Here is a 25847-nt window from a genome sequence, read left to right as displayed (position 1 = left end):
GTTGGCGTTCTATCGTCGGTAGCGACCGCGAAGACCGCCCGAAGGGGAAGTCGAATGGTGACAGCAGCGTTGACAGCAGCACAGACCACGCAGGTGGATTCACGTCCTGCGGCCGAGGCCTACGTCGGTGGTGTGTGCTTCAAACAGGGGCCACCCCGTTTGGTCGGAGCTGAGCTCGAGTGGCTGACCAGCCAGGTTCCCGGTGGGGAGCGGCCGTCAGCAGCGACTCTGGCAAAGGCACTCGGGCGATACGCGCCCACCAGTATCGACCCGGATTCACCAGCGGTTCCGCTTCCTCGTGGCAGCCTCGTCACCGTAGAACCTGGCGGACAGATCGAACTCTCGTCAGCGCCGCGGACGTCCGCCCGAGAACTGTGTGACTGTCTCGACGAAGACCGTCGTACTCTCGAAACACTCCTCGCGTCGTACTCCATCGAAATCAGTTCTGCCGCGGCCGACGTCGCCCGCCCACCTTCCCGGATTCTCCGGTTGCCACGCTATTGCGCTATGGAATCCCGCTTCGCCGGGATAGGACCGTACGGCACCTTGATGATGTGCAATACAGCAGCAGTGCAGGTCAGTGTCGATGCCGGCGGCAGCCCGGAGTCCATTGCCCAGCGTTGGCGGCTCCTCGGGGACATGGGGCCGGCGCTCATCGCTGCGTTTGCGTGTTCTCCACGCTTGCAAGGGGTTCCGAGAGGGGATTGGGCGTCCCAACGCATGCGGACGTGGCTCGAACTCGATTCCTGGCGAACGGTCGCAGTCCCGGAAGTGCAGGACTACGCCGGCTGGGCGCTCGATGTTCCGCTGATGTGTGTGCGAAACGAGGGCGACGATTGGACGGCTCCGCGGGGTGCCACTTTCGGGGACTGGATAGACGGCGCTTTGGATGCCGAGATCGGACGCCGACCCGTCTGGGCGGACTTGGACTATCACCTGTCCACGCTGTTCCCGCCGGTTCGCGCTGTCGGCCATCTGGAGGTTCGCTACATCGATGCGCAGCCGGGAGATCTGTGGCGAGTACCGGTAGCAGCGATCGACGCGTTGCTGTCCGGGCCTGCCGTGATGCGTGAGGCGAGTGATGCCGCAGCGTCGACGGCCGGGAGATGGCGGGATGCGGCAGAGTACGGTTTGGACGACGTCGAACTGCGTTCGGCGGCAACCTCTCTGATGTCGCTTGCCGCGTCGTACGCGCCGGAGCCGCAGTTCGTCCGTCTTCTCGATGCCGCAGCCGAACGGTGTTGTCGCGCAATTGTGCCCGGTGAGAGCGACACATGACGGGGGAGATCACCAAGGAAGCGGTCGAGGCCGTACTTCTGCGAGCGCGTGAACGGTCGACGCTGCTCACCGACTGCGTCGACGATACCGAATTGGTCGCTCAGCATTCCCCGTTGATGAGTCCGCTCGTGTGGGACCTGGCGCATATCGGCAATCAAGAGGAACTCTGGCTGGTGCGAGATGTCGGTGGCCGCGATCCGGTGCGTAGCGACATAGACGAGCTGTACGACGCGTTCAAGCATTCGAGATCGTCGAGACCCACACTTCCCCTGCTCAACCCGGCCGAGGCGCGCGAATACGTACGTACGGTTCGCGGGAAGGTCTGGGATGTGCTCGAAGCCAGCACCTTCGGGCGCACAGAACTCGACATGGACGGTTTTGCCTTCGGGATGATCGCGCAGCACGAGCAGCAACACGCCGAGACCATGCTCGCGACCCACCAATTGCGTTCGGGGCCCACGGCACTCGTTGCGACTCCCGCTCCGCAAGCGGCCCGCATGCCGGAACTCGACGAGGTCACCATCGCGGCCGGCCCCTTCGTCATGGGGACCGACGACGAACCGTGGGCACTCGACAACGAGCGCACTGCGCATCAGGTCTATCTCACCGACTTCGCGATCGACAGATTCCCGGTCACCAATGGGCAGTTCGTCGAATTCATCGAGGACGGCGGCTATTCCCGACCGGAACTGTGGTCCCGTGACGGTTGGCGGCATCGCGTCGACGCGAAACTCCGTGCACCGCTGTTCTGGGAACGCGACAGTTCGGGTTGGTGGCACGAGACTTTCGGCGTCGAGGCGCCGGTCCCACCGGACAAGCCCGTCGTGCATGTGAGCTTCTACGAAGCCGAGGCCTACGCGAGTTGGGCAGGCAAACGGCTTCCCACCGAGGCGGAATGGGAAAAGGCCGCGCGGTGGGATCCGGAAACAGGGAGATCACGACGGTTCCCGTGGGGGGACGTGTCCGCAGACGAGAATCTTGCCAATCTCGGTCAGCGCCATCTCGGTCCAGCGGGCGTCGGCTCGTACCCGGCGGGTGCGTCGGCAGCGGGTGTCGAGCAGTTGATCGGTGACGTGTGGGAGTGGACGTCTTCGGGTTTCCATCCGTATCCGGGTTTCCGGGCCTTCCCGTATCGGGAGTATTCGGAGGTGTTCTTCGGCGGCGACTACAAAGTGTTGCGAGGGGGATCGTTCGGGACCGACAGCGTTGCCTGCCGGGGGACGTTCCGCAACTGGGACCATCCGATCAGGCGCCAGATCTTCTCGGGTTTTCGCTGCGCCAGAACGATTTCGGGTAGATCCTGACATGTGTCGACACCTCGGGTATCTCGGGCCGCTGCGTTCGGTTCGTGAACTCATCCACGACGGCGAGAACTCACTGATGCGACAGTCGTGGGCACCTCGCGAGATGCGTGGCGGCGGGACCATCAATGCCGACGGATTCGGCGCGGTGTGGTGGAACGGTGGAAGGCAGGGACGGTACCGCAGTATCTCGCCGATCTGGTCGGACCCGACAGTCGACGAGACGTTGTCCCACATCGTTTCCGGATCCGTTCTCGCCGCCGTACGTTCCGCGACGGAGGGGATGGCCGTCGAGATCGGTGCCTGCGCACCGTTCGTCGACGGAACCTACGCTTTCAGCCACAACGGAGCGGTATCCGGTTGGCCTGGCTCACTCGCCGACTTGGCAGCAGAAGTTCCGGCCGTCGAATTGCTGAAGATGCCCGCGCCGACGGATGCTGCCTTGTTGTGGACAGTGCTTCGGCATCGGTTGAAGTCGAAGCCCGCGGAAGCCGCCGTGACGAGCCTGGTTCACGATGTGGCTGCGGCGGCACCGGATTCACGATTGAACCTCCTGTTCGGCGACGGGCAGGAACTGTGGGCCACGGCGTGGGGCCACACGTTGTACACGCGGGTCGACGAGTCGCGGGCACTGATCGTTTCCGAACCGTCCGATCGTTCGCCGGACTGGGAGCAGGTGCCGGACCGGCACATCGTCTGCGCGCGTCCCGGCCATTTGATCGTCACCCCGATACCGATGGGAGAACAATGAAAACCCCTACGCTCGAGGTTTATCTGACACCGGCCGAATCGGTCGACGCATTGCGAGCCGAGGCCAGGGAGGGCTTGACCGCTACGCCGAAGTGGCTCTCGCCCAAATGGTTCTACGACGCGCGTGGAAGTGAACTGTTCGAGGAGATCACGGCCTTACCCGAGTATTACCCCACCCGTACCGAACGCGGCCTGCTCGCTCGGTACGCCGACGAGATCGCGGCGTTGACCGAACCCGAGATCCTGATCGAACTGGGTTCAGGTTCCTCGGAGAAGACGCGGTTACTCCTCGACGCGATGACGGCTCGCGGAACTCTGCGAACGTATGTACCACAGGATGTTTCGGTGACGGCCCTCGAAGGTGCGGCGCAGCAAGTCGGTGCCGAGTTTCCCGGAATCGACGTGCTCGGAGTGGTCAGCGACTTCACCGGTTCGCTGCATCATCTGCCAGGTGGTGGACGGCGGGCGGTCGCGTTTCTCGGTGGAACTCTCGGCAATCTCGTTCCGGCAGAACGAGCCGAGTTCCTCTCGGGGATCGCAGCGGTGCTCGCTCCGGGGGAGAACCTGATCCTGGGTGTGGGATTGGTGATCGATCCCGCAGTTCTCGTGCCCGCCTACGACGACGCTGCCGGTGTGACTGCGCAGTTCAATCTCAATGTTCTCTCGGTCCTGAACAAGCAACTGGGAGCGAACTTTCCCTTGGAGGACTTCCGTCACGTCGCGCTCTGGGATGCCGAGAACGAGTGGATCGAGATGCGCCTGGAAGCACTTCGTGAAGTCTCGGTGCACATCGACGACCTGGATCTGGAGATCACCTTCGCAGCGGGCGAGCAGCTGCGCACCGAGATCTCGGCGAAGTTCACCGAGGACGGGATTGCCGCGGAACTCGCGTCCGCGGGCTTCGGGGTGCGGAAGGTGTGGACGGATCGGGATCAGCGCTTTGCGCTGTTGTGTGCGCAGCGGGCGTGAAGTGGGCGCTTGTCAGAGGATGCTGTCTCCCCCTAGAAGTGTCTCAAAAGTTCTGTAGGCGGCAATATTTGAGAAGTGTCGAGAGTAGAGATCTGCGGTGCCAGTATGGACAGCGTCCGACACCGGCGCAAGATCCACGAGATGCGCGAGTTTTACATAGGACTGGTCATCGCTCGCGCCGAGCGGATACTCCTGCTCGCCGGCCTTGCGCTCGAATTTTGACTGCGCCTCAGCGGGGTCGCCAGCCCAGATGAGATAACAGTCCTCTCGGTGGAAGCACCCGACCCCGTCATTCTTCCCCAACTCGAATATCGCTATGCCGAAGTACGGTTGATCTCGTGTCGGATGCTGAGTCATGCGATTGAACGTAGTGACATCGGAGCGCAAAAGGTATCGGTGAATACCCCGGGATTTCGCAAAAACTTGTCGGTGGGCGCCCGTAGAATCGCTCATATGTTCGAATCGAAGACTTCCGCGGACGCGCTGTTTCGGCAGCATGCGGAAATCGCGCGCGCCCACTTCCTCGAGATCGACGCGGTCACTGCGCTGTACTTGGACCGTTGTGAGGAGGATGCCGCGGTTGGAGTCAATGAGGCTTTTCGGGGTCAATTCGCGCACGTGGAGATCGCGTCGATACTGAGCATTACGGAGTACGCCGCGCAGAAAATGATTGCACTGGGATGTGACCTGCGCTGGCGACTTCCGCGGGTGGCGGCCGCTTTTGCTTGCGGTGACATCGATCTGGCCAAAGCGATGGCACTGTCCGAAGCTCTCGCCAACGTCTCCGAGCACGCGCTCGATGACATCGAGCGACTCCTCGTGGACGGTGCCTGCCGTGTAACCGGTAACAAGTTGAAGGCGCGCGCACGAGGTCTCATTGCTCGGCACGACCCTGATGGGGTGCGTGCCAGGCGAGTTCGTGCGGAGGCGGATCGGGACGTTCGGACGTGCGCGTCGCACGACGGTATGTCGACTCTGGACGGAATGCTTCCAGCGGTCGGCGCTCAGACTTTGGCCACGAGGCTCCGTGCGATGTCGATGCAGGTCTGTGGTTCCGATCCGAGAACTTTCGGGCAACGGCGTGCCGATGCACTGATCGCATTGGCGGAAGGAAAGACGTCGTTGGATTGTCAGTGCGACGGCGATTGCACCCGTAGGGATGATACGAAGACCTCCGCGCTCCCGATTGCGACAATTCTTGTGGGTGTCAACGCCTCCACCCTGCTCGGATTCGACGACCTGCCAGGCTATTTGCAGGGGTACGGCCACATCGATGCCGACCATGCGCGCGCGATCGCCGCGGACGCCACGTGGCAGAGAGTCCTCACCCTTGCACCGTCCGAGGTGCAACATTGTTCGACTGCGGGGGGCAGTCGGACCGGTGCTCGGCGTGGGTCGGTCGATGCGCTCACCGGAGATATTGCCCGCTGCGGCAAGGGATAATCGCTCGAGAAGGAACAGTGGTTCGCGGCGCGGTGAATCCACGTACCAGCCGTCCGCGGCGTTGGTGACGATTGTAAGGACGCGAGACGGTACGTGCCGCTTTCCGAATTGTGTTGTGCGTTCTGATAGTTGCGATATCGATCACACGGTGCCGTTCGATCACGGCAACCCCGCTCAGGGAGGGCCTACTGCAGAACGGAACTTGGCCTGTCTGTGTCGAAAACATCACCGACTGAAGACGTTTGGCAGGTGGACAGTGAAGCAAATCGGAGGTGGTCTTCTGGAGTGGAAAGATCCGTCAGGACGACGAACGGTTACCGCGCCCGTAGGCCCATTCTGTGACCCCGAACTGAGAGTGCCCGACGCGGCGAGACTGCATTTGACGGACGACGATGCGCTGGAACGACGTTTCGGACTTCGGGACAGGGGAGTGGAAGCGGATCTCGAATACCTCCTGGACTGGAGTGTGCCCGGCTGGCGGAAGGCACGATCTGCATCAAGACGTAACGCATCCCCACTGGCGAACGCTTTGCCGGAGTTTGCCGACTTCTGAAGGGGTTTCGTTTCTCCTGTGGCCTGCGGGTATAGCGAGAGGGCCCGAAAAATGGTGTTTGTCTGTTTATAGTGAGGCGCAGAACGGTTTCCGACCCGAGGAGAACGCGTGCGTCATCCGAAGCTCGCCGCATTGACCGTGGCCCTGACTGCAGTACTGGTGATGCCGGTAACGCAGAGCGTGGCTCAACCATTCCCCTTCGACCCCGGCAGTTTCGGCAACGGAAGCACCGGATCGTTGGGGAGCGACGACCCGGACATACCCATCGAGGACACCCTCCCGCAGTTGTCGGTCACCACACTGGTCGACGGACTCGACCACCCCTGGGACGTGGTGGCGGCCCCGGACGGTGCAATCCTGACCGGACAACGATCCGGCGGATTCTTCGTTCGCCGAGGCGACAACACGACAGGTCCAGTCGCTGCTGACCTTTCGGATCTCTACGCGCAGTCCGAAACCGGCCTCATGGGTATCGCGCTTGCCCGCGACTTCGCTCAGTCGCGCACCCTCTACACCTGCCAGGGATTCAGCGCTGGGGGAGTCACGGACGTTCGAGTGATCTCGTGGACCGTCGACGCCGGATGGACCGCACTCACGCGAACCGGAACTGTACTGCCAGGAATCCCGGTCTCGTCCGGGCGTCACGGGGGTTGCCGAATTCTTGCGGCGCAGGACGGAACGCTGTTCGTCGGGACGGGTGACACCGCGACGCCGAGCGTCCCCCAGGATCCGAATTCGCTGGGCGGCAAGGTCTTGCATATCAACGCCGACGGAACTCCGGCGGCGGGGAATCCGAATGCTTCCAGCCCGGTCTACACGCTCGGGCACCGCAACGTCCAAGGCTTGGCCGTGCAACCCGGAACCGGCCGGGTGTACTCGGTTGAACAGGGCACAAGCGTCGACGACGAAGTCAACCTGCTTACCCCCGGCGGAAATTACGGCTACCGCCCGGATCGGCTTCCCGGAACGTACGACGAATCCGTGCCGATGACCGATCCCGTGCGAGTGCCGGGAGCGATTGCGGCGGTGTGGCGTTCGGGTAGCTCGACGTTGGCTACCGCCAGCGCTGCCTTCACCGGTGGAGCTGCATGGGGTGCCTGGGACGGTGCGCTCGTAATGGGTGGCCTCAAGAGCAAGGAACTGATCTTCCTCCGCCTGAGTGCCGACGGACGCTCGGTCGACGCGCAGACCTTCGGGTTGGAGAACCAGTTCGGTCGCTTGCGGTCTGTGACCCCGACGCCCGACGGCTCGCTCCTGGTGACCACCGACAACGGCGCCGGCGACAAGGTGCTGCGGGTGACGCCTACGCCCTGATCTTCAGTACCAGGCGATGACCCGGCACGGACCACCCGAACCACCCGCATGCGTCGGCGCTCCCACCATCACCGTGGCGCCGACGGCCGGAAGTGCGGACAGATTTGCGAGGGCTTCGACTGCGTACTTTCCTGAGCCCAAAGCGCTTCGGTGAGCCCCGTGGGTGGTGCTTCGGCCCGCGTCGATGCTGAGGGTGTCCGAGCCCACGGCGACGATGTTGCGCTCGCGGACGAGAAAGTCGATCGCCTCGGGGTTGAATCCCGGTGTGTGTTGCACGCCGAGTGCATCTCGATTCGTGAAGGCGCCACCGGCACCGGCCCGGGTATCCCAACCCGAGTTCATCGCAACCAGGCTGCGGGGAGCGATGGTCCCGTGGAGGGACTCCCAATCGAGGATGTCCTGGCGGGTGAGCAGTGTGTCGGGGTCGACGGAGGCTCGGGCACTGATGTCGACGACCGCAATCGGCACGACGAGGTCGGCGACGGGAATCTTCTCGACGGTGATTCCGTCCGCACTGGCGTGTGCGGGAGCGTCGATGTGAGTACCAGTGTGTTCTTCGAGGCGGAGTTCGTTGAGGTAGAAGTTTCCACCTGACTCGGCGGAGCCGAGCGAGCCCAGAGATCCGGCGGCGTCGGCGATCTTCGCCAGGTTCCTCATCTCGAACGAGCGCGCGCCCGGCCACACCGGGAACTCCGGCGTCAGTACGTGGGTCAGATCGACAATGGTCCGACCCGATGGCGTTGCCGACGCAGTGGGCTGTACAGCGCCGGCCATGACGGTCGCGCCGAGGGCACCGGTGCCCAGCGCCGCGAACATCGATCGACGGCTGATCTTCCTGCCTTCGCGTCCGATCGATTCGTAGACCTCCGACAAGACCTTCGGTGAGCACATCAGAAACTCCAGATCACTGGGATCAACACCGTTGCAACTATCAGGAACCACAACAACATCGGGAGTCCGAGCTTCCAGTAGTCGCCGAACTTGTAACCACCAGGGCCCATCACCATCATGTTCGCGGGAGTGGCTACAGGCGTCAGGAAGGAGGCCGCGGCAGCGACGGTGACCGTCATCAGAAGGGGCAGCACCGAGATGTCGAGTTCGATGGCGACCGAGATCGCGATCGGCGTGATGATCAACGCGGTTGCAGTGTTGCTGATCAGCTGGCCCAGAGTCGCCGTCACGACGAAGAGTCCAGCGACGACGACATACGGGCTTGCCCCACCGACGACGTCGACAAACGCATGAGCGAGCTTTTCGGCCGCGCCGGTCTGCTGGATTGCGGTCGACAGCGGGATCATTCCGCCGACGAGAATCAACGTGGTCCACGAGATGGACCGATGCGCCTGCTCGACGCTGATGACTCGTAGCAGCACCATCGCACATGCCGCGAGGAGTCCGGCTATCGCCGACGGCACCAATCCGAACGTCAGCATCACTACCATCGCCGCAACGACGACGAGAGCGATGACTGCGCGGGTTCCCAACGGGGCTGCCTGCTTACGGATCTGGGCAGGTGCGTCGACCACGAGGACGTTCGGATCGACGGCGGTGTGGGTGTCGAGATCGTCCCAGCTTCCTTGCAGGAGAAGCGTGTCACCGGCCGCCAACTTGACGCCCTCGGGGCCGCAGTCCTCACCGGCGCGCTGGACTGCGAGTATCACCAGATCTCCACTGTCGGTCACCATGCCCGGAAAAGCCCTGTCGCCGATCATTTCCGAGCGCGGCGGGATGATCACTTCGACCACGCCGTCGTGCTTGGTGATCAAGGGCTCTGCGGACGGCGCATCCTTTCCCATGAGCTGATACTGCTTCGCGAGGGTCTTGGCATGCCGGCTCAGGTCGGGCGACATCGACGTCCCCGCACGATGGGGGAGGACGTGAGGACCGAGAAGTACGGCGATCGCAATCGTTCCCAATACGAGCGGCGCACCGACCAAGGTGAAACTGAAGAACCCGAAAGCACCGGCCCCGGATTCCTCGGCGGCTTCGGAAACGATGATGTTGACCGGTGTTCCGGTCAAGGTGAGCATCGATCCGGCATGGGCGGCAAATGCCAACGGCAGAAGCAGTTGTGACGTCGATTTACCGAGACGTACCGCCAAGACGACCACCATCGGTACCAACGCGGCTACGGCCCCGTTGACGCTGATCAATGCGGTCAACGCGGCAACCAGCAACATGATCGCACTCACTAGACGGACTCGGGATTCGCCGACTTTCGCCAGCAGTTTCTCGCCCGCCCACGTGGTGACACCGGTGGCGTCGAGGGCTTCGCTGACGACAAAAAGCGCGGCGATGAACACCACCGTGGGATCGCCGAATCCGGCGAGCGCCTGCTCCATCGTGATCACACCGGTGGCGTACAGCGCCAGGGCAGTGCCGATCGCGATGATGCCGACCGGGATTCGGCCGATCACGAACAGCGCCACGACCAGTGCAAGCACGACGAAAGTGATGGTGATGTCATTCACGATTCGTAAAGGTACCTGCTCATACAGAACGGCCCCGTCTCGCAAGTGAGACGGGGCCGTGGGACGGACGCGAGGAGAATTAGTTGGAGGCGGCGATGCGGGCCTTCTCGAGAGCGGCCAGCGTGCGAAGAACCGTGGCCTTCTGCTTGTTCAGATCGCTCAGTCGTGCGCGAGCCGGCAACCCTTGTGCGAGTTCGGCGACCTTGATCTGCTCGTCGATCGAACCGAGCTGATCGAGAAGCCCTAGGACGCGCGTCTGGAGCGTGTCGATGTCCACGGTGTCGGTCTTGACCGGAGCAGCAACACGCGTCGCTGTGCCCGTGCTGGCGGGGCGGGAAGCGCGTGCGGGTGACGTGTCGGCGACAACCGTTGCGGCGCGGGGCCGAATTGCCTTGCGAACAGCGGCCGCATCAGGAAGGACGTCCATACGGATCTCGTTCAGGACTCGGCGTGCCTCGCGTGCGTTGACGCGGTACTCGCGCTCTTCGTCGTCGTCGGACTGCAGCGTGCCGCCGAGCGGGCGCAGACCGTACATGCCGAGGAAGCGCTTGGCGTCGTCGATGATGCCTTCGTTTTCACGGCATTTTCCGCAGCGGGGTTCGTTGCGGAACATGTCCACGGAGTTGTCGTCTCCGCACCAGACACAAGATCCTGGGCGCCACCGCCGGATCGTCGGAACTGATGAATTCAGGGAATGAGATTCGGGCCGGGATTCCAGGGTTTGCGCGTCGATCACGACGAGCCACACTAGGCGAAGATTGCGGCGCGGTGAACACCGCCCCAACATCGACCTGGGTTTCTCGACGGTAGCGTGATCAAGATCATGTCAATCGTCGCATTCGGCGGTATTCGTGTGTCCCACAGGTGGTTTCATGATGACCGGGTGGTCTGTTTCTGAGACCTTCACGAAGACGACGACGGGCGCGTACCGGTGACCGTGAAGTCACAGGTACGCGCCCGTAGTGCGGCGCGAGACTAGGCGCTGCCGTTGAACAGCGAAGTCACAGAACCGTTCTCGAAAACTTCCTTGATGGTGCGAGCGAGCAGCGGTGCGATGGACAGCACCGTCAGCGTCGGGAACTTCTTCGACTCGTCGATCGGAAGTGTGTTGGTGACAACAACTTCCTTCGCGCCACACGTCGACAGACGCTCGGCCGCAGGGTCGGAGAGGACGCCGTGGGTTGCAGCGATGACGACGTCACCTGCACCGGCCTCCTTGAGCACCTTGACCGCGCCGGCGATGGTTCCGCCGGTGTCGATCATGTCGTCGATCAGGATGCAGGTGCGACCTTCGACCTCACCGACGACGCGGTTGGACTTGACCTGGTTGGGTACCAACGGGTCGCGCGTCTTGTGAATGAATGCCAGCGGTGCTCCGCCGAGCGAGTCGGCCCACTTCTCGGCGACACGAACGCGGCCCGAGTCGGGGGACACCACCGTGATGTTCTCGAGGTTGTAGCCCGCGCGAATGTGGTTGGCCAACTGGCTGTGTGCGTGCATGTGATCGACGGGGCCGTCGAAAAAGCCCTGGATCTGATCGGTATGCAGGTCGACCGTGATGATGCGATCGGCGCCGGCGGTCTTGAGCAGGTCGGCAATCAGGCGAGCGGAGATCGGCTCGCGTCCGCGATGCTTCTTGTCCTGGCGGGCGTACGGGTAGAACGGAAGAACGGCGGTGATGCGCTTTGCCGATCCACGCTTGAGAGCGTCGATCATGATGAGCTGCTCCATCACCCACGTGTTCAGCGGTGCCGGATGACTCTGCAGGACGAACGCATCGGAGCCGCGAACCGACTCTTCGAATCGAACGAAGATCTCACCGTTCGCGAAGTCGCGCGCGGTCTGCGGGGTGACGCGGATGTCGAGTTCCTTCGCCACCTGCTCCGCCAACTCGGGATGTGCGCGACCCGAGAACAACATCAGGTTCTTCTGGTTGTCGATCCAATTCGCAGTCACTGGTTCATGCCGTCCTTTTGTACTTGCCGGTCGATCTGGTGGTGATCTGTGCTGTCTGTTGTGCAGGGCTGTCAGGTTGTTGCAGGGCCGTCAGGTTGTGCAGCTGCTGCAGCGGCATCGGCCGCGGGTGTGCCGGGACGATTCTTCTGGACCCAGCCCTCGATGTTGCGCTGCACCCCACCCGAGACGGCGAGCGCCCCAGGCGGTACGTCGTTCTTCAAGACCGTGCCCGCACCCGTGTATGCGCCGTCTCCCACGACGAGAGGGGCGACGAACATGGTGTCGGAGCCTGTTCGGACATGCGACCCCACCACAGTACGGCTCTTGTTCACCCCGTCGTAATTGACGAAGACGCTCGAAGCTCCGATATTGCTGTGATGGCCGATGGTGGCGTCGCCGACGTAGGTAAGATGCGGAATCTTCGAATGCTCGCCGATATCCGCGTTCTTGGTTTCCACGTAAGCGCCGATCTTGCCGTGTGCCCCGAGGCGGGTACCAGGCCGGAGATAGGCGAAGGGGCCCACAGTCGCGTCCGCGCCGACAACGGAGTCGGTCCCGTGCGAGCGGACGACTACTGCGCGCTCACCGACGGTCACGTTGTCCAAGGTGGTATCCGGGCCGATCACGGCGTCTTCGCCCACCGAGGTTGTGCCGGTCAACTGAACTCCGGGCAGGAGCGTCACGTCCTGTGCGACGTGCACGTCGCAATCTATCCATGTGCTCGCAGGATCGACGACGGTGACGCCGGCACGCATCCACTTCTCGAGGATCCGACGGTTCATCTCGCGGGCGAGCGTCGAGAGCTGCACGCGATCGTTGGCGCCCGCGACGAGAACCGAATCCGCGATGTGCTGAGCACGAACACGCTTGCCCGCGCGACGGGCGATCATGATCACATCGGTGAGATAGAACTCGTGTTGTGCGTTGTTGGAGTCGAGGGACGCCAGCGCGTCGCGCAGAGTTTCGAAGTCGAAGGCGTAGACCCCTGAATTGACTTCGGTGATCGAGCGCTGCGAATCGGTGGCTTCCTTCTCCTCGACTATGGCGTTCACCTCGCCGTCCGTCGTACGAAGGATTCGCCCGTAGCCGGTGGGGTCGACGGCCGTCGACGTCAACACCGTCACCGCGGCCGCGGGAGCAGCCGTGTGCTGGGCGAGGAGGTCTGCGATGGTCTTTCCGTCGAGCAGAGGCACGTCGGCGGCTGTGACGAGTACGGTCCCGGAGAAGTCGGCCGGCAACCCCTCGAGCCCACAACTGACAGCGTGCCCGGTGCCCTTCTGCTCGTCCTGAACAGCGACGGTGACGGAACGGTCCAGTTCCCCGGCGACTGCGTTCACGGCTTCGGTGACACGCTCACGATCGTGACCGACGACGGTCACCAGGTGCGTGGGATTCAGTGAGGTTGCCGCGTGAAGCGAATGTGCCAGCATGCTGCGTCCGGCGAGAGTGTGGAGGACCTTGGGAGTCTTCGACTTCATTCGTGTACCGGCACCCGCTGCGAGAACGATCACGGCGGTCTGCACTGGTTTGAGCTCCCTCTGTCGATCAAACTGTCGATCAAGACATACATTCCGCTCGGGAAAGCATGTTGTTCACCAGCTCCGCCGCCAGGACTCGAACCTGAACTATCTGAACCAAAATCAGAGGTGCTGCCATTACACCACGGCGGATTGCCACGCATTGCCGAGCCTTGCGGCCGAACGCGCGAAAGAATAATCGCATGCCGACCCGCCGTAGGTCGAACCGCTCCTCCGATCGGGCCCCCGAAGTCCCGATAGGCTGAGCGTCCACAGCAGTGATTTGTGTGTCGGCGAGAGGAAGACAATGGCGACGGTGTCCGGTTCGGGTGGCGGGGATCCAGTTCCCGAACGAGTGACACGGATCCGGATGACCGGTACCCAACGTCGGCAACAGCTGATCGAGATCGGGCGGGCATTGTTCGCCGAACGGGGATACGAAGCGACCTCGATCGAGGAGATCGCCCAGCGCGCGAACGTGTCCAAGCCTGTCGTGTACGAGCACTTCGGCGGCAAGGAGGGGCTGTACGCCGTCGTAGTGGACCGGGAGATGTCGCGACTCCTCGAGATGATCACGTCTTCGCTCTCACAAAATCGCTCGAGAGTTCGAGTCGAGCGGGTTGCGTTGGCTTTGCTCACCTACGTGGAAGAGCACACCGACGGATTTCGGATACTCGTGCGCGATTCGTCCGTTGTCGCGCCCAGTGGGACATATTCGAGCCTCCTCAACGATGCGATCAGTCAGGTGGGCTACCTATTGGCGGGGGACTTCTCCAGACGCGGTTTCGACCCCGGACTAGCAACGATGTACGCACAGGCGCTTGTCGGCATGGTGTCCACTACGGCTACTTGGTGGCTCGACGAACGGACTCCGTCGAAGGAAGTTGTCGCCGCTCACCTCGTGAATTTGTGTTGGAATGGGCTGACGAATCTGGAAGCCGATCCACAATTGGAGGGTTAACCAGGCGCGCCTGCCGCGCAGAGATGGATCGCGGTCTAAGCTGTGTTCGCTGTATCACGATCGTTTGATGGGCAAATGTCTCATTTGTTTGCAGGGTGGGTTGAATGCCGAACCGTGCCATCCATTTTGACGCTGTGAACGGGTAAGACCAAGAATTCGTTCGATGTGTGGTGATTGGAGGCCGGATCGATGGTGAGGCAAGAGCGGGCAGAAGCCACCCGTGATTCGGTGCTGCGCGGAGCAGCGGGTGTGTTCTTGCGCCTGGGCTATGCCAATGCCAGCTTGAGCGAGATCATCGCCGAGTCGCAGGTGACCAAAGGCGCCCTGTACTTCCATTTCGGGTCCAAGGAAGAACTCGCGCGGGCGGTGATCGACGAGGGTTCGGCACGTTTCGACGCAAAATGTGAGCTCTGGTTGGACCGTCGAACTCCCGCGCTCGAGTCACTGATCGGTATTTCGTCGGTCATCGTCGACATCGGTGCGCATGACGCCATGGTTAGAGCTACGTTCCGCTTGTTGGTCGAGATCGGGGACTATCGGGGCTCCGGGCCGGCGACTCTGGACGTGTGGCTCGACATTTACCGTGAACTTGCCAGCCGTGCGGCCGACGAAGGTGATCTGCGTTCGGACGCGGATTCTGCTGACATTGCTCGTTTCCTGTTGGAAGTTGCGTCGGGAGTTCGGCTGATGGCAGCCGCGACCGGGACCGTTCGTGAGCTTTCGGACTCCATGAAGGCATCGTGGAACTTGATACTGCCGATCGTGGTCCCGGAATCGAAAGTGGAGTACTTCAGGCAATTCGCGGCCCGTCGCCTTGCCAGTGATCACTGAAATCACTGGCTCTCCGCACTGCTCCTTGGTCAATTTGCTGCAAATGTCCTGGTAGGGACATTGTTCTCTTTGTTCTGCATTCGAAACAAACTAAGAGTATGTTTATAGTGTTGATGGGAATCTGGAAGTCCGATCTTGCCGTCAATCTTCGGATTGCGGTATGTTCTATCGGTAGCTGAAGAATTGCTGAGAATGAAGGTTTGTCAGGGCAGGGTGACGGCGTCGGCGCACCGGGCAGCATAGGGGGCTGCCCGGCGTGTACGACCCCAGATGGGGAGTCAACAGATGGGTGACACTGCGCCGACGCCGATGCTCGACATCGGCCCGCGGATCGGCTGTGACGTAGTGAACGTCGTGGATGTCACTCGAAGTATCGAACTCTTCGGGCGGAGGTATCTCGATCGGACCTTCACCCCGCACGAATTGCAGACCTGCACCGGGCCGGCGCGGGATCAACGATTGGCTGCACGTTTCGCCGCCAAAGAGGCTGTGGTGAAGGTACTGCGGCCTGGTGACGTTCCCGTTCCGTGGAGTTCCATCGAAATCACTCGGGCCGAGTGGGGTGGCTGTGGGGTGACACTGTCCGGTAATGCCGCGGAACTCGCGCGGGCCCAGGATCTGCACGATTTTCAAGTATCTATCTCGCACGAAGCGGACGTGGCCATCGCAATGGTGATCGCAACACGCTCGGGCGCTCGCATCGAAAAGAAGGACGACATCGCTGATGATTGATCAGGCAATTCGGAAAGTGCTCGTCGAGCACGGTCGGCTGGCAGTCGACGTGAGCACGATCGACGGAGAGGCCGATCTTTACGAGTTGGGTTTGACGTCGCACGCGAGCGTGAATGTCATGTTGGCGCTGGAGGATTCGTTCGACATCGAGTTCCCTGACGAGTTGTTGCGGAAGAGTACTTTCGCAAGCGTCAAGGCGATCGAGGGTGCGTTGACGGAGTTGGGTGCTGCATGAACGCTCCGCAATCGCAGTGCTCCACCGGAACGGCCCTCGAGCGGGCCGCACGGTTGGCCGACGAAGTTGCAGCGGTGTGGGCCGACGAAGTCGATGCAGAAGCAAGGTTTCCGCGTGAAGCTGTCGACGCCATGCGAAGCGAACGGCTGCTGTCCGTAGCTGTGCCGAGGGAACTAGGCGGCGAAGGGCTCTCGCTGCAGGAAGTGTCGCAGATCGCCCGTGTGATCGGAACACGCTGTGCAGCAAGTGGAATGATTTTCGCGATGCATCAGACGCAGATATACTCGTTGGTCAAGCACGGCAACACCGAAGCACTACGCGAGTTTGTCGAAGAAACGGTCGACAAGCAATTGCTGTTGGCATCGGCAACCACTGAGCTGGGAATCGGTGGTGACGTCAGCCGGAGTTACTGCGCGGTGGAAGACTTGGGCGGTCACCTGCTGTTGATCAAGAACGCGCCTGTCATTTCGTACGGTGAACACTCCGACGCGATAGTCGTGACGGCTCGGCGAACACCGGAGAGTCAGCCGAACGATCAGGTTCTCGTGGTGTGTCGTACCCCAGACCTGACGCTCGAACGCACCACCGAGTGGAACACACTGGGGCTGAGGGGAACTTGCAGTCTCGGTTACATCCTTCGGGCCACCTCGACGCCGGAGATGGTCGCCGACGTACCGTATTCCGATATCTCCACCCACACGATGCTTCCGGTCTCGCACGTCGTCTGGAGTTCGGTGTGGTTGGGAATTGCCGACGCTGCAGTCGAGAAGGCGCGCAAGTACGTGCGTGCCGCCGCCCGCAAGCAGCCCGGGGTCACTTCCCCCGGAGCGCTGCGGCTCGCCGAAGTTGCCGCTTCGGCACAACAATTCGCCGATCTCGTCGGCGCCTCTGCACGCAGGTACGACCGCGCAGTCCACGCGGAGGAAGGCGTTGCCGATTTCGAGGCGACGGGAGCGGTGGGATTTTCGCTCGCAATGAACAACCTGAAAGTCACAGCGTCGACAGCGGTGGTGGAAATCGTGGGGCAGACAATGTTGATCTGTGGAATCTCGGGATATCGCGAGGACACCGAATTCTCGCTCGGTCGGCACCTTCGTGACGCGCACGGCGCAGCGGTGATGGTGAATAACGATCGAATCATGGCAGGTTCAGCGCACATGGCTATCGGATACCGGGGAACGCTATGACGAACGAGACTGTGACGACCGAGACTGTGACAGGCGAGACCGATCTGGATCGGGCCCGGGCTGCATTTCAACGTGAACTGCTCGTCGAAGGACTTCTCGTCGAGACGGAGGTGCCGGGACTCTACGGGCGTTCCGGAGTGTTCGAGGACATCGTCGACGGTATCGACCGAGTGGTGATTGCAGCGGGGCCAGGCGACGCCGCGACTCGGCTGCGGTTCCCGCCGGTGTTCCCGCGGAGCAGTTTCGAGCGCACCGACTACATCGCTTCGTTTCCCAACCTCACCGGCGCCATCAACACCTTCGCTGGTTCCAATCGCGATCACGCGCGACTGCTGGCCGATCGCGCCGAGGGACAATCGTGGGACCGCCACCTCGAGCCGACCGAGACCATGCTCGTGTCCGCAGCGTGCCATCCTGCCTATGCGCGGTATACCGGAGTTCTCCCCGAAGGCGGAGTGCTGCTGGACATCTACGGTTTTTGCTTCCGGCACGAACCGGCGATCGATCCGGCTCGCATGCAGGCGTTTCGGATGCACGAGTTCGTGACGATCGGTGACGCCGCGGCAGCGCGAGCGCATCGCGAGCACTGGATCGAGCGGGGGCTCGAGGTGCTCGGCCGGCTCGAACTCGACGCTACCCCGGTGATCGCCAATGATCCTTTCTTCGGGCGCGCCGGAAAGATGCTTGCAGCCAACCAGCGTGAAGAGAATCTCAAGACGGAACTGACGGTTCGGCTCTACGGAGATCTCGACGAGGGCACGGCGATCGTGTCCTCGAACAACCATCTCGACCATTTCGGTGTCAACTTCGACATCCGAACGGCGGAGGGGGAGGTGGCACACAGCTCGTGCGTCGGCTTCGGGATGGAGCGAATCGCGTTGTCCTTGTTGCGGACTCATGGTCTTGACGTGGCTGCATGGCCAACCTCCGTTCGTGAACGAATGGGCATCTGATGTCACGGCTCATCGACATTTCACCTGATCGCTACAGGCCCCATTCGTTGCATCAGGACGACCGCGTGTGGGCGCAGACCAACTGCTACACGGATCTGTGGATCGAAGTGTTGCATTCGCTGGGATTGGACCCCGTCCCGGCATTGGCATGTGCCTTCTCATCGCGGTTCGACGGGACTCAGTGGACGTTCCTCAAGCTCAAGGCCGAGGACATCTACGCGCTGTACGGAATCGAAGTCGCCGAGATGAACGTCTGGCGGGCACCGCTGATCCATGTCGAGGACAACCTCGCGGTTGGGATGCTGTCGACGGTTGAAGTGGACGGATACTGGCTTCCCGACACTCTTGGAACGAGCTATCACGAGGGGCACACCAAGACCACGATCGTGCCCAATCGGATCGATCGCGTTGCCGGCGAGCTCGAGTACTTTCACAACAGCGGCTACTACTTGCTGCGAGGCGACGATTTCTCCGGCGTCTTCGATCTCGATCGTTCCTCACTTCCTTCGTTTGTGCCCTATGTCGAACAGATCAGGTTGAATCCGGTTCACGCGACCAACGCCGGAAACATCGCCGAAGTGGCTCGGCGGAATGTAGCGGTTCGAGCGGTGGGTAATCCGGTGCGAGAGCTGGGACGCAAGGTGATCGACGACCTCGAATGGGTGCAGGGGGCGGGTATGGATGCGTTTCACCTCTGGTCCTTCGGGCTACTTCGTCAGTGCGGGGCCAGCGCGGAGCTGGCTGCCGACGCCAGCGAGTTCTTGGACACTGCAGGTTTCTCCGGGACAGGCGAAGCTGCGCCAGATTTCCGCAAAGTGGCATCCGGTGCCAAGAGCGTGCAGTTTCAGATGGCGCGTGCCTCCAGGGGCCGCGCGGTGGACCCGCGTGAGCAACTCGACGAGATGGCCGTGTCGTGGAAGAGGGCGATGGAAATCGTTGCCGACACAGTCGGCGTCGACTCGCATCGACACTTGAGGTTGGTCTAACAGTGCCTCGTTCGTCAGCAGACCTGCTGGCCGGCGCGATATGGCGATGCGCTGCAACCGAACCCGGATCCATATCCGACCCGGATGCCCTCGAAGCCGTGACCGAGTGGGTCGCAGCGTCCGTGCCTGGAACAGTCGTCGGTGCGTTACGTGCGGAGCAGACGGACGCCGGACGCACGAAGTCCGTTTCGTCGTCGTCTGTTTCAGAATCGTCCGTTTCATCGTCGGACTGGTGGTTCGTGACTACCGTGGCCACGACCGGTGAGGGGTCGTGGCTGCTCCAGTTCGACGGTATGACGGCGTTTGCGGATGTCTGGATCGGCGGTGTCCGTGTCGCGTCCACTGAATCCATGTTCACACCTGGGGAAGTGATCATTCCGGCCGGAGTCGGAGCTGGTAAACGTGTCCAGGTGGCTGTTCATTTTCATTCTCTCTCCGCGATTTTGAGATCGAGGCGTCCCCGAGGGCGTTGGCGCTCGTCGATGGTCCGTGAACAGGGTCTTCGGTGGATCCGAACCACGATGCTCGGTATGGCTCCCGTGTTCAGTGGTGTACCGGTACCGGTGGGTCCGTGGCGGGGTATCCGCTTGTTGGACAAGGGGATTGCCGCCGTAGTCTCTGCTGTCAAGCATGCGAGTATTGACGGCACAACCGGTCGCGTTGCCGTCAGTGCTCGGCTCACCGGATTGCCGGCCTCGCTGGAGTACGTGACCGTGCGCGTCGGCGAACACTCGCGGCAATTGGCTGTATCCGCCGGACCGGATGGATTTCTCGAGGTGTCCGGCGTCGTCGAAGTGCCGGACGCGCAGTTGTGGTGGCCGCACACTCATGGCACCCCGCGCACTTATCGGGTGACGATGGAAGCGCTCGGAGTCTCCGAGCATCTCGGTTCAGTTGGCTTCCGGACGGTGGAGGTCGACAGATCCGATGGTGGATTCCGTTTGTATGTCAACGGCATCCGGGTGTACTGCCGTGGTTCGGTGTGGGTGCCGACCGACCCGATCTCGCTTCAAGGCGACGCCGGCACCACTCGTGTCTTGGAACGCCTGGCAGAGGCGGGCCTGAACATGATTCGAATCCCGGGGACGATGGTCTACGAGAGCGACCACTTCTGGGAGGAATGCGCGCGTCTGGGCATTCTCGTGTGGCAGGACATGATGTTGGCGACGCTCGATCCGCCCGACACCGACGAATTCTTCGAACTCGTTGCCTCCGAGGTCACCGAGTTCTTGCACAGAGTGCGCGGAAATCCCGCTTTGGCAGTCTTCTGCGGCGGCAGCGAGACCGAACAGCAGCCGACCATGCTGGGCTTGGTCGATCAACACATCCCGCTCATTCATTCGAGACTGCCGGAGTTGATCTCGACGGTGGCACCCGAACTCGAGTACGTGACTTCGTCCCCCTCGGCGCCTCGCGGGGGCGAGCAATTGGCAACGCATGTCGGAAGCGGGGTCGCTCACTACTTCGGGGTGGGTGCCTATCGTCGTCCACTGGCCGACGTGCTCAGCGCGCGAGTACGTTTTGCGACCGAATCATTGGCATTTTCGATTCCACCGTCGAATGCGGTGATCGAGAACGAATTCGGTTCACTCGCCGTCGCGGGGCACCACCCGGCATGGAAAGCCGCGGTGCCTCGGGACAACGGATCGTCGTGGGATTTCGAGGATGTTCGGGACCACTACGTCCACGCGCTTTTCGGCGAAGACGCTCGTGAAGTCCGGTGGTCCGACCCGGAACGCTATCTCGACCTGGGGCGAGCAGCTGTATGTGAGGCGTTCGCATCGACGCTCGGATACTGGCGTCGCCCGGACTCTCGGTGCGACGGCGCCTTGACACTCGCACTGCGAGACCTGGAGCCCGGACCGGGATGGGGGGTCCTCGATTGGAGCGGCAGCCCCAAAGCTCCGTGGTTCGTGCTCCGTAGGAGCGCCAAACCGATCGCGCTCCTCGTCACGGACGACGGTATGGACGGATTGAGGCTCTACGCGATCAACGAGACCGCCGAACCTGTCGTCGGCGAGATCAGGTTTCGAGCGCACAGTCGGTCAGGTGTCGTCCCGGTCGACGTCGCGCTACCGGTCAAGGTGGAAGCGCATTCAAGTCTGACCTGGTCCGTGAACAGCCTTGTCGGCCGTTTCACCGACCTCACTCACGTCTTTCGGTTCGGGGCGCGGACATACGACGCCGTCACCGTCACACTCGAAGACGAAGACGGCGAGATGGTGGACGAAGTGGTCCACCTCCTGGGTGGCTCGGCGCGGCCTCGCGAGCGATCGGTCGGACTTGTTGCCACAGCGCGCAACGTCGGTGACGAAGAGTGGGTAGTCGACGTCTCGACGGATGCTTCCGCCCAATACGTTGCCCTCGAACTGCAGGGCTTCGAGCCCGAAGACTCCTGGTTCCACCTCGCGCCGAACGGTCGCAGGACTGTACGCCTACGGAGAACCGGTCAGGCGACGAAGGTGATCGGTCGCGTTCGGGCGCTCAACTCATACGTGAGTGCGGCCGTGGCGCCGCCGATCACTCCGGTCACACAATCCTCGCCGTCCAAGCGGACGTCGAAGAAGACGAGTGCTACGGGAAACTGAACGGATCGGACTGCGCTGCGAGATCGCACACCGATAGAATCGAACCGGCGCACAACTCTGCCTCGGTGGGGATATTGCGCTCGGGCTGTGCGTCCGCAACCCGTCATCACTGTTCAGGAGCGCGTTCGTTGACTTCCTTGTCCTCTGCCCAGACTGCGCTCGCTGGACTCGCCGAGGTCGCCCTCGCAGATGCCGCGTTCACTCCGGTGATCGAATCCATCGGCTCGGCCGCCTTGGACATCGTGGCTCCGAAGCCGGCTCGACCGTTCATCGCCGCTGCACTCGCCGCTCGCACGCCGGTGCTGCTGGTGACGGCCACCGGTCGTGAAGCCGACGATCTCACTTCGGAACTCACCGAGATGCTCGGTGGAGGCGTGGCGCAGTTCCCGTCGTGGGAAACATTGCCGCACGAGCGATTGTCGCCGAGCGCGGATACCGTTGGGCGACGGGTGGAGGTACTGCGCAGACTCGCCAGACCAGACGACGCCTCGTACGGATCGCCACTTCGGGTGATCGTCACCACGGTGCGCTCTCTCGTTCAGCCGATGGCGCCAGGCCTGGGCGAGATAGAACCGATCACGTTGCGCGTCGGCACCGAGATCGATTTCGATTCCGTTCTGGTTCGTCTGGTGGAGATGGCGTACAGCCGCGTCGACATGGTGGGAAAGCGTGGTGAGTTCGCGGTCCGTGGTGGCATTCTCGACCTGTTCTCGCCGACGGCGGATCATCCGGTCCGTATCGAATTCTGGGGTGACGAGGTATCGGAGCTTCGCTACTTCTCAGTTGCCGATCAGCGTTCGCTAGCGGACGTCGACGTCGATTCCGTGATCGCGCCGCCGTGTCGTGAACTGATTTTGACAGCTGATGTTCGTGATCGAGCTGCCGCACTCGCTGCTGAGAACCAGGCTGACGCGTCGTTGGTCGAGATGCTGGACAAGATCTCGGCAGGTATCCCCGTCGAGGGGATGGAAGCTCTGCTCCCGGTTCTCAAACCCGGTGAACTGCAGCTACTTTCCGATGTACTTCCTGAAGGGGCGCACATTCTTCTGTGTGATCCGGAAAAGGTGCGCACCCGCGCCACCGACCTGGTGCGCACCGGCCAGGAATTCTTGGAAGCATCGTGGACGGCGGCGTCGATCGGCGGCGCTGCACCGCTCGACACGTCGATCCTCAACGGCGGAGGAGTCGATCTCGGTGCCTCCGCGTACCGGTCGCTTCGTCATGTTCGCGAATCTGCCGAAGCTGCCGGCCGACCCTGGTGGACAGTCAGCCCGCTGGCGTCGGGAAACGGTGAAGAACTCGAACTCCCGGTGCATGCGGCACCGCAGGTGCGCGGTTCCGACGACCTGTTGGCCGAGCTGTTCGTCAGCCTTCGGGCGCACGTGAGCACGGGCGGTCGCGCGGCGATCGTGGTGGCAGGTGCCGGAACCGCAAGCCGCGTCGTGGAGCGACTCGGTGAAGCCGAAGTGCCCGCCAAGATGCTCGATGCCGGCGCTACCCCCGCCCGTGGACAGGTCGCGGTGCTCCGCGGATCACTGCACGACGGACTGGTACTCGCCGGCGACGACTCGACGCCTGGGATGGTGATCGTCACCGAGTCCGATCTGACCGGCAACCGCGTTGCTGCGGTCGGCGACGGAAAGCGCTTGCCGGCCAAGCGCCGCAATCAGGTTGATCCCCTCGCGCTGTCGGCAGGGGACATGGTCGTGCATGATCAGCACGGTATCGGCCGGTTCGTCGAAATGGTCGAACGCACCATCGGTGGGGCGCGTCGTGAATACCTGGTCATCGAATACGCGCCGAGCAAGCGCGGTCATCCGGGCGATCGTCTGTTCGTCCCGATGGAATCGCTCGATCAACTCTCCCGATACGTCGGTGGGGAGTTGCCGGCGCTGAGCAAGCTCGGTGGATCCGACTGGGCAAACACAAAGCGTAAGGCCCGCAAGGCAGTTCGTGAGATCGCGGGCGAGCTGGTTCAGCTCTACGCAGCGCGTCAGGCTGCTCCCGGGCATGCGTTCGGCCCGGACACACCGTGGCAGAAGGAACTCGAAGACGCATTCGCGTTCACCGAGACGATCGACCAGTTGACCGTTATCAGTGAGGTCAAGGCCGACATGGAGAAGCCGGTTCCGATGGACCGGGTGGTCATCGGTGACGTCGGGTACGGCAAGACGGAGATCGCCGTCCGCGCCGCGTTCAAGGCAGTGCAGGACGGCAAGCAAGTGGCGGTGCTGGTGCCGACGACTCTGCTTGCACAGCAACATCTTCAGACCTTCACCGAACGAATGGCGTCGTTCCCGGTGAAGGTGCGAGGGCTGTCCCGGTTCACCGACGCCAAGGACTCGAAGGAAATCATCGCCGGCATGGCGGAAGGTGAGATCGACATCGTCGTCGGTACTCACAGGTTGCTGCAGACCGGTATTCGCTGGAAGGACCTCGGGCTTGTGATCGTCGACGAGGAACAGCGATTCGGAGTCGAGCACAAGGAACACATCAAGGCGTTACGCACCCACGTCGACGTCCTGACGATGTCGGCTACCCCGATTCCTCGTACTCTCGAGATGAGCATGGCCGGGATCCGCGAAATGTCCACGATCCTCACACCGCCGGAAGAACGTCATCCTATCCTCACGTACGTCGGCGCGTATGCGGACAAGCAGGTTGCCGCGGCCATCCGGCGTGAACTTCTGCGCGACGGTCAGGTCTTCTACGTTCACAACCGTGTCAGCTCGATCGACAAGGCAGCCAAGAAGATCCGCGAACTCGTCCCGGAGGCTCGCGTCGTCGTCGCGCACGGTCAGATGAACGAGGACACTCTCGAAAAGACCGTGCAAGGATTCTGGGAACGCGACTTCGACGTGTTGGTCTGTACCACGATCATCGAAACCGGTCTGGACATCTCGAACGCGAACACACTGATCGTCGAACGCGCGGATTCGCTGGGCCTCTCGCAGTTGCATCAGCTTCGCGGACGCGTCGGGCGTAGTCGTGAACGTGGATACGCCTATTTCCTGTACCCGGCCGAAAAGCCTTTGACGGAAACGGCATACGACCGACTGGCAACGATTTCGCAGAATTCGGACCTCGGCGCGGGTATGGCCGTCGCGATGAAGGACCTCGAAATCCGTGGAGCCGGAAACGTTCTGGGCGCAGAGCAGTCCGGCCACGTCGCGGGGGTCGGGTTCGATCTGTACGTCAGGCTGGTCGGTGAGGCGGTCGAAGCCTTCCGGGCTGCAGCCGACGGCAAACCGATCACCATGGACGAGGGCACGAAGGAAGTCCGGATCGACCTACCGGTGGACGCACACATCCCGCCCGACTACGTCACCAGTGACAGGCTCAGGTTGGAGGGGTACCGCAAGCTCGCTGCGGCAACTGATTCCGACGGCATCGCTGCCGTAGTCGAAGAACTGGTCGATCGCTACGGCCCACTGCCCGAAGAGGTTCGACGGCTGATCTCGGTGGCCAAGCTTCGACTGCTCTGCCGCGAGTATCAACTGGAGGAAGTCGCCGTCACCGGAACTCAGCTCAAGATCTCGCCTATGTCACTGCCCGATTCCAAACAGATCAGGCTCAAGAGGATCTATCCGAGCGCGCAGTACCGGGCAACGACCGGGCTCGTGCAACTCCCGCTGCCTCGCACCGGCGGAGTCGGCTCGGATCGCCTGCGGGACGTCGAATTGCTCCAGTACATCGTGGACTTCATCCTGGCGATTGACGGGCGCGCCGCCGGTGCCGTCCTGGTCGAGGCGTGAGCACACGGTGAACGAGATATCAGATGGCGACCACCAGCCGACTGTGGTCGTGCTCGACCCGTTTCGC

General features: G+C 62.2%; 21 protein-coding genes and 1 tRNA gene. 15 read left to right on the top strand and 7 right to left on the bottom strand.

Annotated elements, in window-relative coordinates; translation table 11 throughout:
* Window positions 1–54: 54 nt before the first annotated feature.
* Genes egtA through egtD form a run of 4 tightly spaced genes read left to right on the top strand, consistent with a single transcriptional unit; the run spans window position 55 to window position 4298 of the window.
* On the top strand, window positions 55–1278 hold the full coding sequence (gene egtA / locus KTR60_RS20625; RefSeq protein ID WP_050654522.1) for an ergothioneine biosynthesis glutamate--cysteine ligase EgtA: 1224 nt from the start codon (window positions 55–57) through the stop codon (window positions 1276–1278).
* Window positions 1275–2582, top strand: a complete 1308-nt coding sequence (gene egtB, locus KTR60_RS20620) for an ergothioneine biosynthesis protein EgtB (RefSeq protein ID WP_228401210.1) — start codon at window positions 1275–1277, stop codon at window positions 2580–2582. Before egtA ends, egtB begins: the two co-directional genes overlap by 4 nt.
* Before the next feature lies 1 nt (window position 2583).
* The gene (egtC, locus tag KTR60_RS20615; RefSeq protein ID WP_054827669.1) at window positions 2584–3330 is read left to right on the top strand and encodes an ergothioneine biosynthesis protein EgtC; all 747 of its coding nucleotides are present in this window, start codon (window positions 2584–2586) and stop codon (window positions 3328–3330) included.
* Window positions 3327–4298, top strand: a complete 972-nt coding sequence (gene egtD / locus KTR60_RS20610; RefSeq protein WP_228401209.1) for an L-histidine N(alpha)-methyltransferase — start codon at window positions 3327–3329, stop codon at window positions 4296–4298. Before egtC ends, egtD begins: the two co-directional genes overlap by 4 nt.
* A gap of 12 nt (window positions 4299–4310) precedes the next feature.
* On the opposite strand, the gene KTR60_RS20605 is transcribed toward egtD, so the two are convergent.
* A complete protein-coding gene (locus tag KTR60_RS20605) occupies window positions 4311–4655 on the bottom strand; it encodes a hypothetical protein (RefSeq protein ID WP_042921056.1) in 345 nt (114 codons plus the stop codon).
* 96 nt (window positions 4656–4751) lie between these two features.
* On the opposite strand from KTR60_RS20605, the gene KTR60_RS20600 reads away from it, so the two are divergent.
* Window positions 4752–5741 carry a DUF222 domain-containing protein gene (locus tag KTR60_RS20600; protein ID WP_228401208.1) on the top strand — a complete coding sequence of 330 codons (990 nt, stop codon included), beginning with the start codon at window positions 4752–4754 and terminating at the stop codon, window positions 5739–5741.
* A 661-nt stretch (window positions 5742–6402) separates the two neighbouring features.
* The gene (locus KTR60_RS20595; RefSeq protein WP_058037014.1) at window positions 6403–7608 is read left to right on the top strand and encodes a PQQ-dependent sugar dehydrogenase; all 1206 of its coding nucleotides are present in this window, start codon (window positions 6403–6405) and stop codon (window positions 7606–7608) included.
* Window positions 7609–7611: 3 nt separating this feature from the next.
* Here the strand turns inward: KTR60_RS20595 and KTR60_RS20590 are convergent, their stop codons facing one another.
* The 6 genes from KTR60_RS20590 to KTR60_RS20565 form a co-directional block, all read right to left on the bottom strand.
* Window positions 7612–8499, bottom strand: a complete 888-nt coding sequence (locus KTR60_RS20590; RefSeq protein WP_007728895.1) for a cyclase family protein — start codon at window positions 8497–8499, stop codon at window positions 7612–7614.
* Window positions 8499–10079 carry an SLC13 family permease gene (locus KTR60_RS20585; RefSeq protein WP_228401207.1) on the bottom strand — a complete coding sequence of 527 codons (1581 nt, stop codon included), beginning with the start codon at window positions 10077–10079 and terminating at the stop codon, window positions 8499–8501. The genes KTR60_RS20590 and KTR60_RS20585 overlap by 1 nt, the downstream gene beginning before the upstream one ends.
* A gap of 79 nt (window positions 10080–10158) precedes the next feature.
* Window positions 10159–10815 carry a hypothetical protein gene (locus tag KTR60_RS20580; protein WP_030536285.1) on the bottom strand — a complete coding sequence of 219 codons (657 nt, stop codon included), beginning with the start codon at window positions 10813–10815 and terminating at the stop codon, window positions 10159–10161.
* Window positions 10816–11054: 239 nt separating this feature from the next.
* A complete protein-coding gene (locus KTR60_RS20575; RefSeq protein WP_202426084.1) occupies window positions 11055–11999 on the bottom strand; it encodes a ribose-phosphate diphosphokinase in 945 nt (314 codons plus the stop codon).
* A 107-nt stretch (window positions 12000–12106) separates the two neighbouring features.
* Window positions 12107–13558, bottom strand: a complete 1452-nt coding sequence (gene glmU, locus KTR60_RS20570) for a bifunctional UDP-N-acetylglucosamine diphosphorylase/glucosamine-1-phosphate N-acetyltransferase GlmU (protein ID WP_082900777.1) — start codon at window positions 13556–13558, stop codon at window positions 12107–12109.
* A 76-nt stretch (window positions 13559–13634) separates the two neighbouring features.
* Window positions 13635–13705: transfer RNA gene (locus KTR60_RS20565), tRNA-Gln, on the bottom strand.
* 154 nt (window positions 13706–13859) lie between these two features.
* On the opposite strand from KTR60_RS20565, the gene KTR60_RS20560 reads away from it, so the two are divergent.
* The 9 genes from KTR60_RS20560 (at window position 13860) to mfd (ending at window position 25780) form a co-directional block, all read left to right on the top strand.
* A complete protein-coding gene (locus tag KTR60_RS20560) occupies window positions 13860–14513 on the top strand; it encodes a TetR/AcrR family transcriptional regulator (protein WP_003946303.1) in 654 nt (217 codons plus the stop codon).
* A 189-nt stretch (window positions 14514–14702) separates the two neighbouring features.
* On the top strand, window positions 14703–15344 hold the full coding sequence (locus tag KTR60_RS20555) for a ScbR family autoregulator-binding transcription factor (protein ID WP_003946317.1): 642 nt from the start codon (window positions 14703–14705) through the stop codon (window positions 15342–15344).
* Window positions 15345–15629: 285 nt separating this feature from the next.
* Window positions 15630–16076, top strand: coding sequence for a holo-ACP synthase (locus tag KTR60_RS20550; RefSeq protein WP_054188777.1), 447 nt, complete (start codon window positions 15630–15632; stop codon window positions 16074–16076).
* Entirely contained in the window at window positions 16069–16311 is a 243-nt protein-coding gene (locus KTR60_RS20545; protein WP_003946296.1) for an acyl carrier protein, read from the top strand. The genes KTR60_RS20550 and KTR60_RS20545 overlap by 8 nt, the downstream gene beginning before the upstream one ends.
* Window positions 16308–17498 (top strand): acyl-CoA dehydrogenase family protein, encoded by a 1191-nt coding sequence (locus KTR60_RS20540; RefSeq protein WP_042448906.1) that lies wholly within the window; start codon window positions 16308–16310, stop codon window positions 17496–17498. The genes KTR60_RS20545 and KTR60_RS20540 overlap by 4 nt, the downstream gene beginning before the upstream one ends.
* Window positions 17495–18451 carry an amino acid--[acyl-carrier-protein] ligase gene (locus KTR60_RS20535; RefSeq protein ID WP_007728880.1) on the top strand — a complete coding sequence of 319 codons (957 nt, stop codon included), beginning with the start codon at window positions 17495–17497 and terminating at the stop codon, window positions 18449–18451. The genes KTR60_RS20540 and KTR60_RS20535 overlap by 4 nt, the downstream gene beginning before the upstream one ends.
* Window positions 18451–19437, top strand: a complete 987-nt coding sequence (locus KTR60_RS20530) for a DUF1839 family protein (RefSeq protein WP_003946304.1) — start codon at window positions 18451–18453, stop codon at window positions 19435–19437. The genes KTR60_RS20535 and KTR60_RS20530 overlap by 1 nt, the downstream gene beginning before the upstream one ends.
* Before the next feature lie 2 nt (window positions 19438–19439).
* Window positions 19440–22025: a glycosyl hydrolase 2 galactose-binding domain-containing protein gene (locus KTR60_RS20525; RefSeq protein WP_228401206.1), complete on the top strand. Its 2586-nt coding sequence runs from the start codon at window positions 19440–19442 to the stop codon at window positions 22023–22025.
* 128 nt (window positions 22026–22153) lie between these two features.
* Window positions 22154–25780 (top strand): transcription-repair coupling factor, encoded by a 3627-nt coding sequence (gene mfd / locus KTR60_RS20520; RefSeq protein WP_228401205.1) that lies wholly within the window; start codon window positions 22154–22156, stop codon window positions 25778–25780.
* Window positions 25781–25847: the final 67 nt, after the last annotated feature.

It is taken from the genome of Rhodococcus sp. C1, from assembly GCF_020809065.1.
GTDB lineage: Bacteria > Actinomycetota > Actinomycetes > Mycobacteriales > Mycobacteriaceae > Rhodococcus_F > Rhodococcus_F qingshengii.
This window is presented reverse-complemented; position numbering and strand designations above follow the sequence as displayed.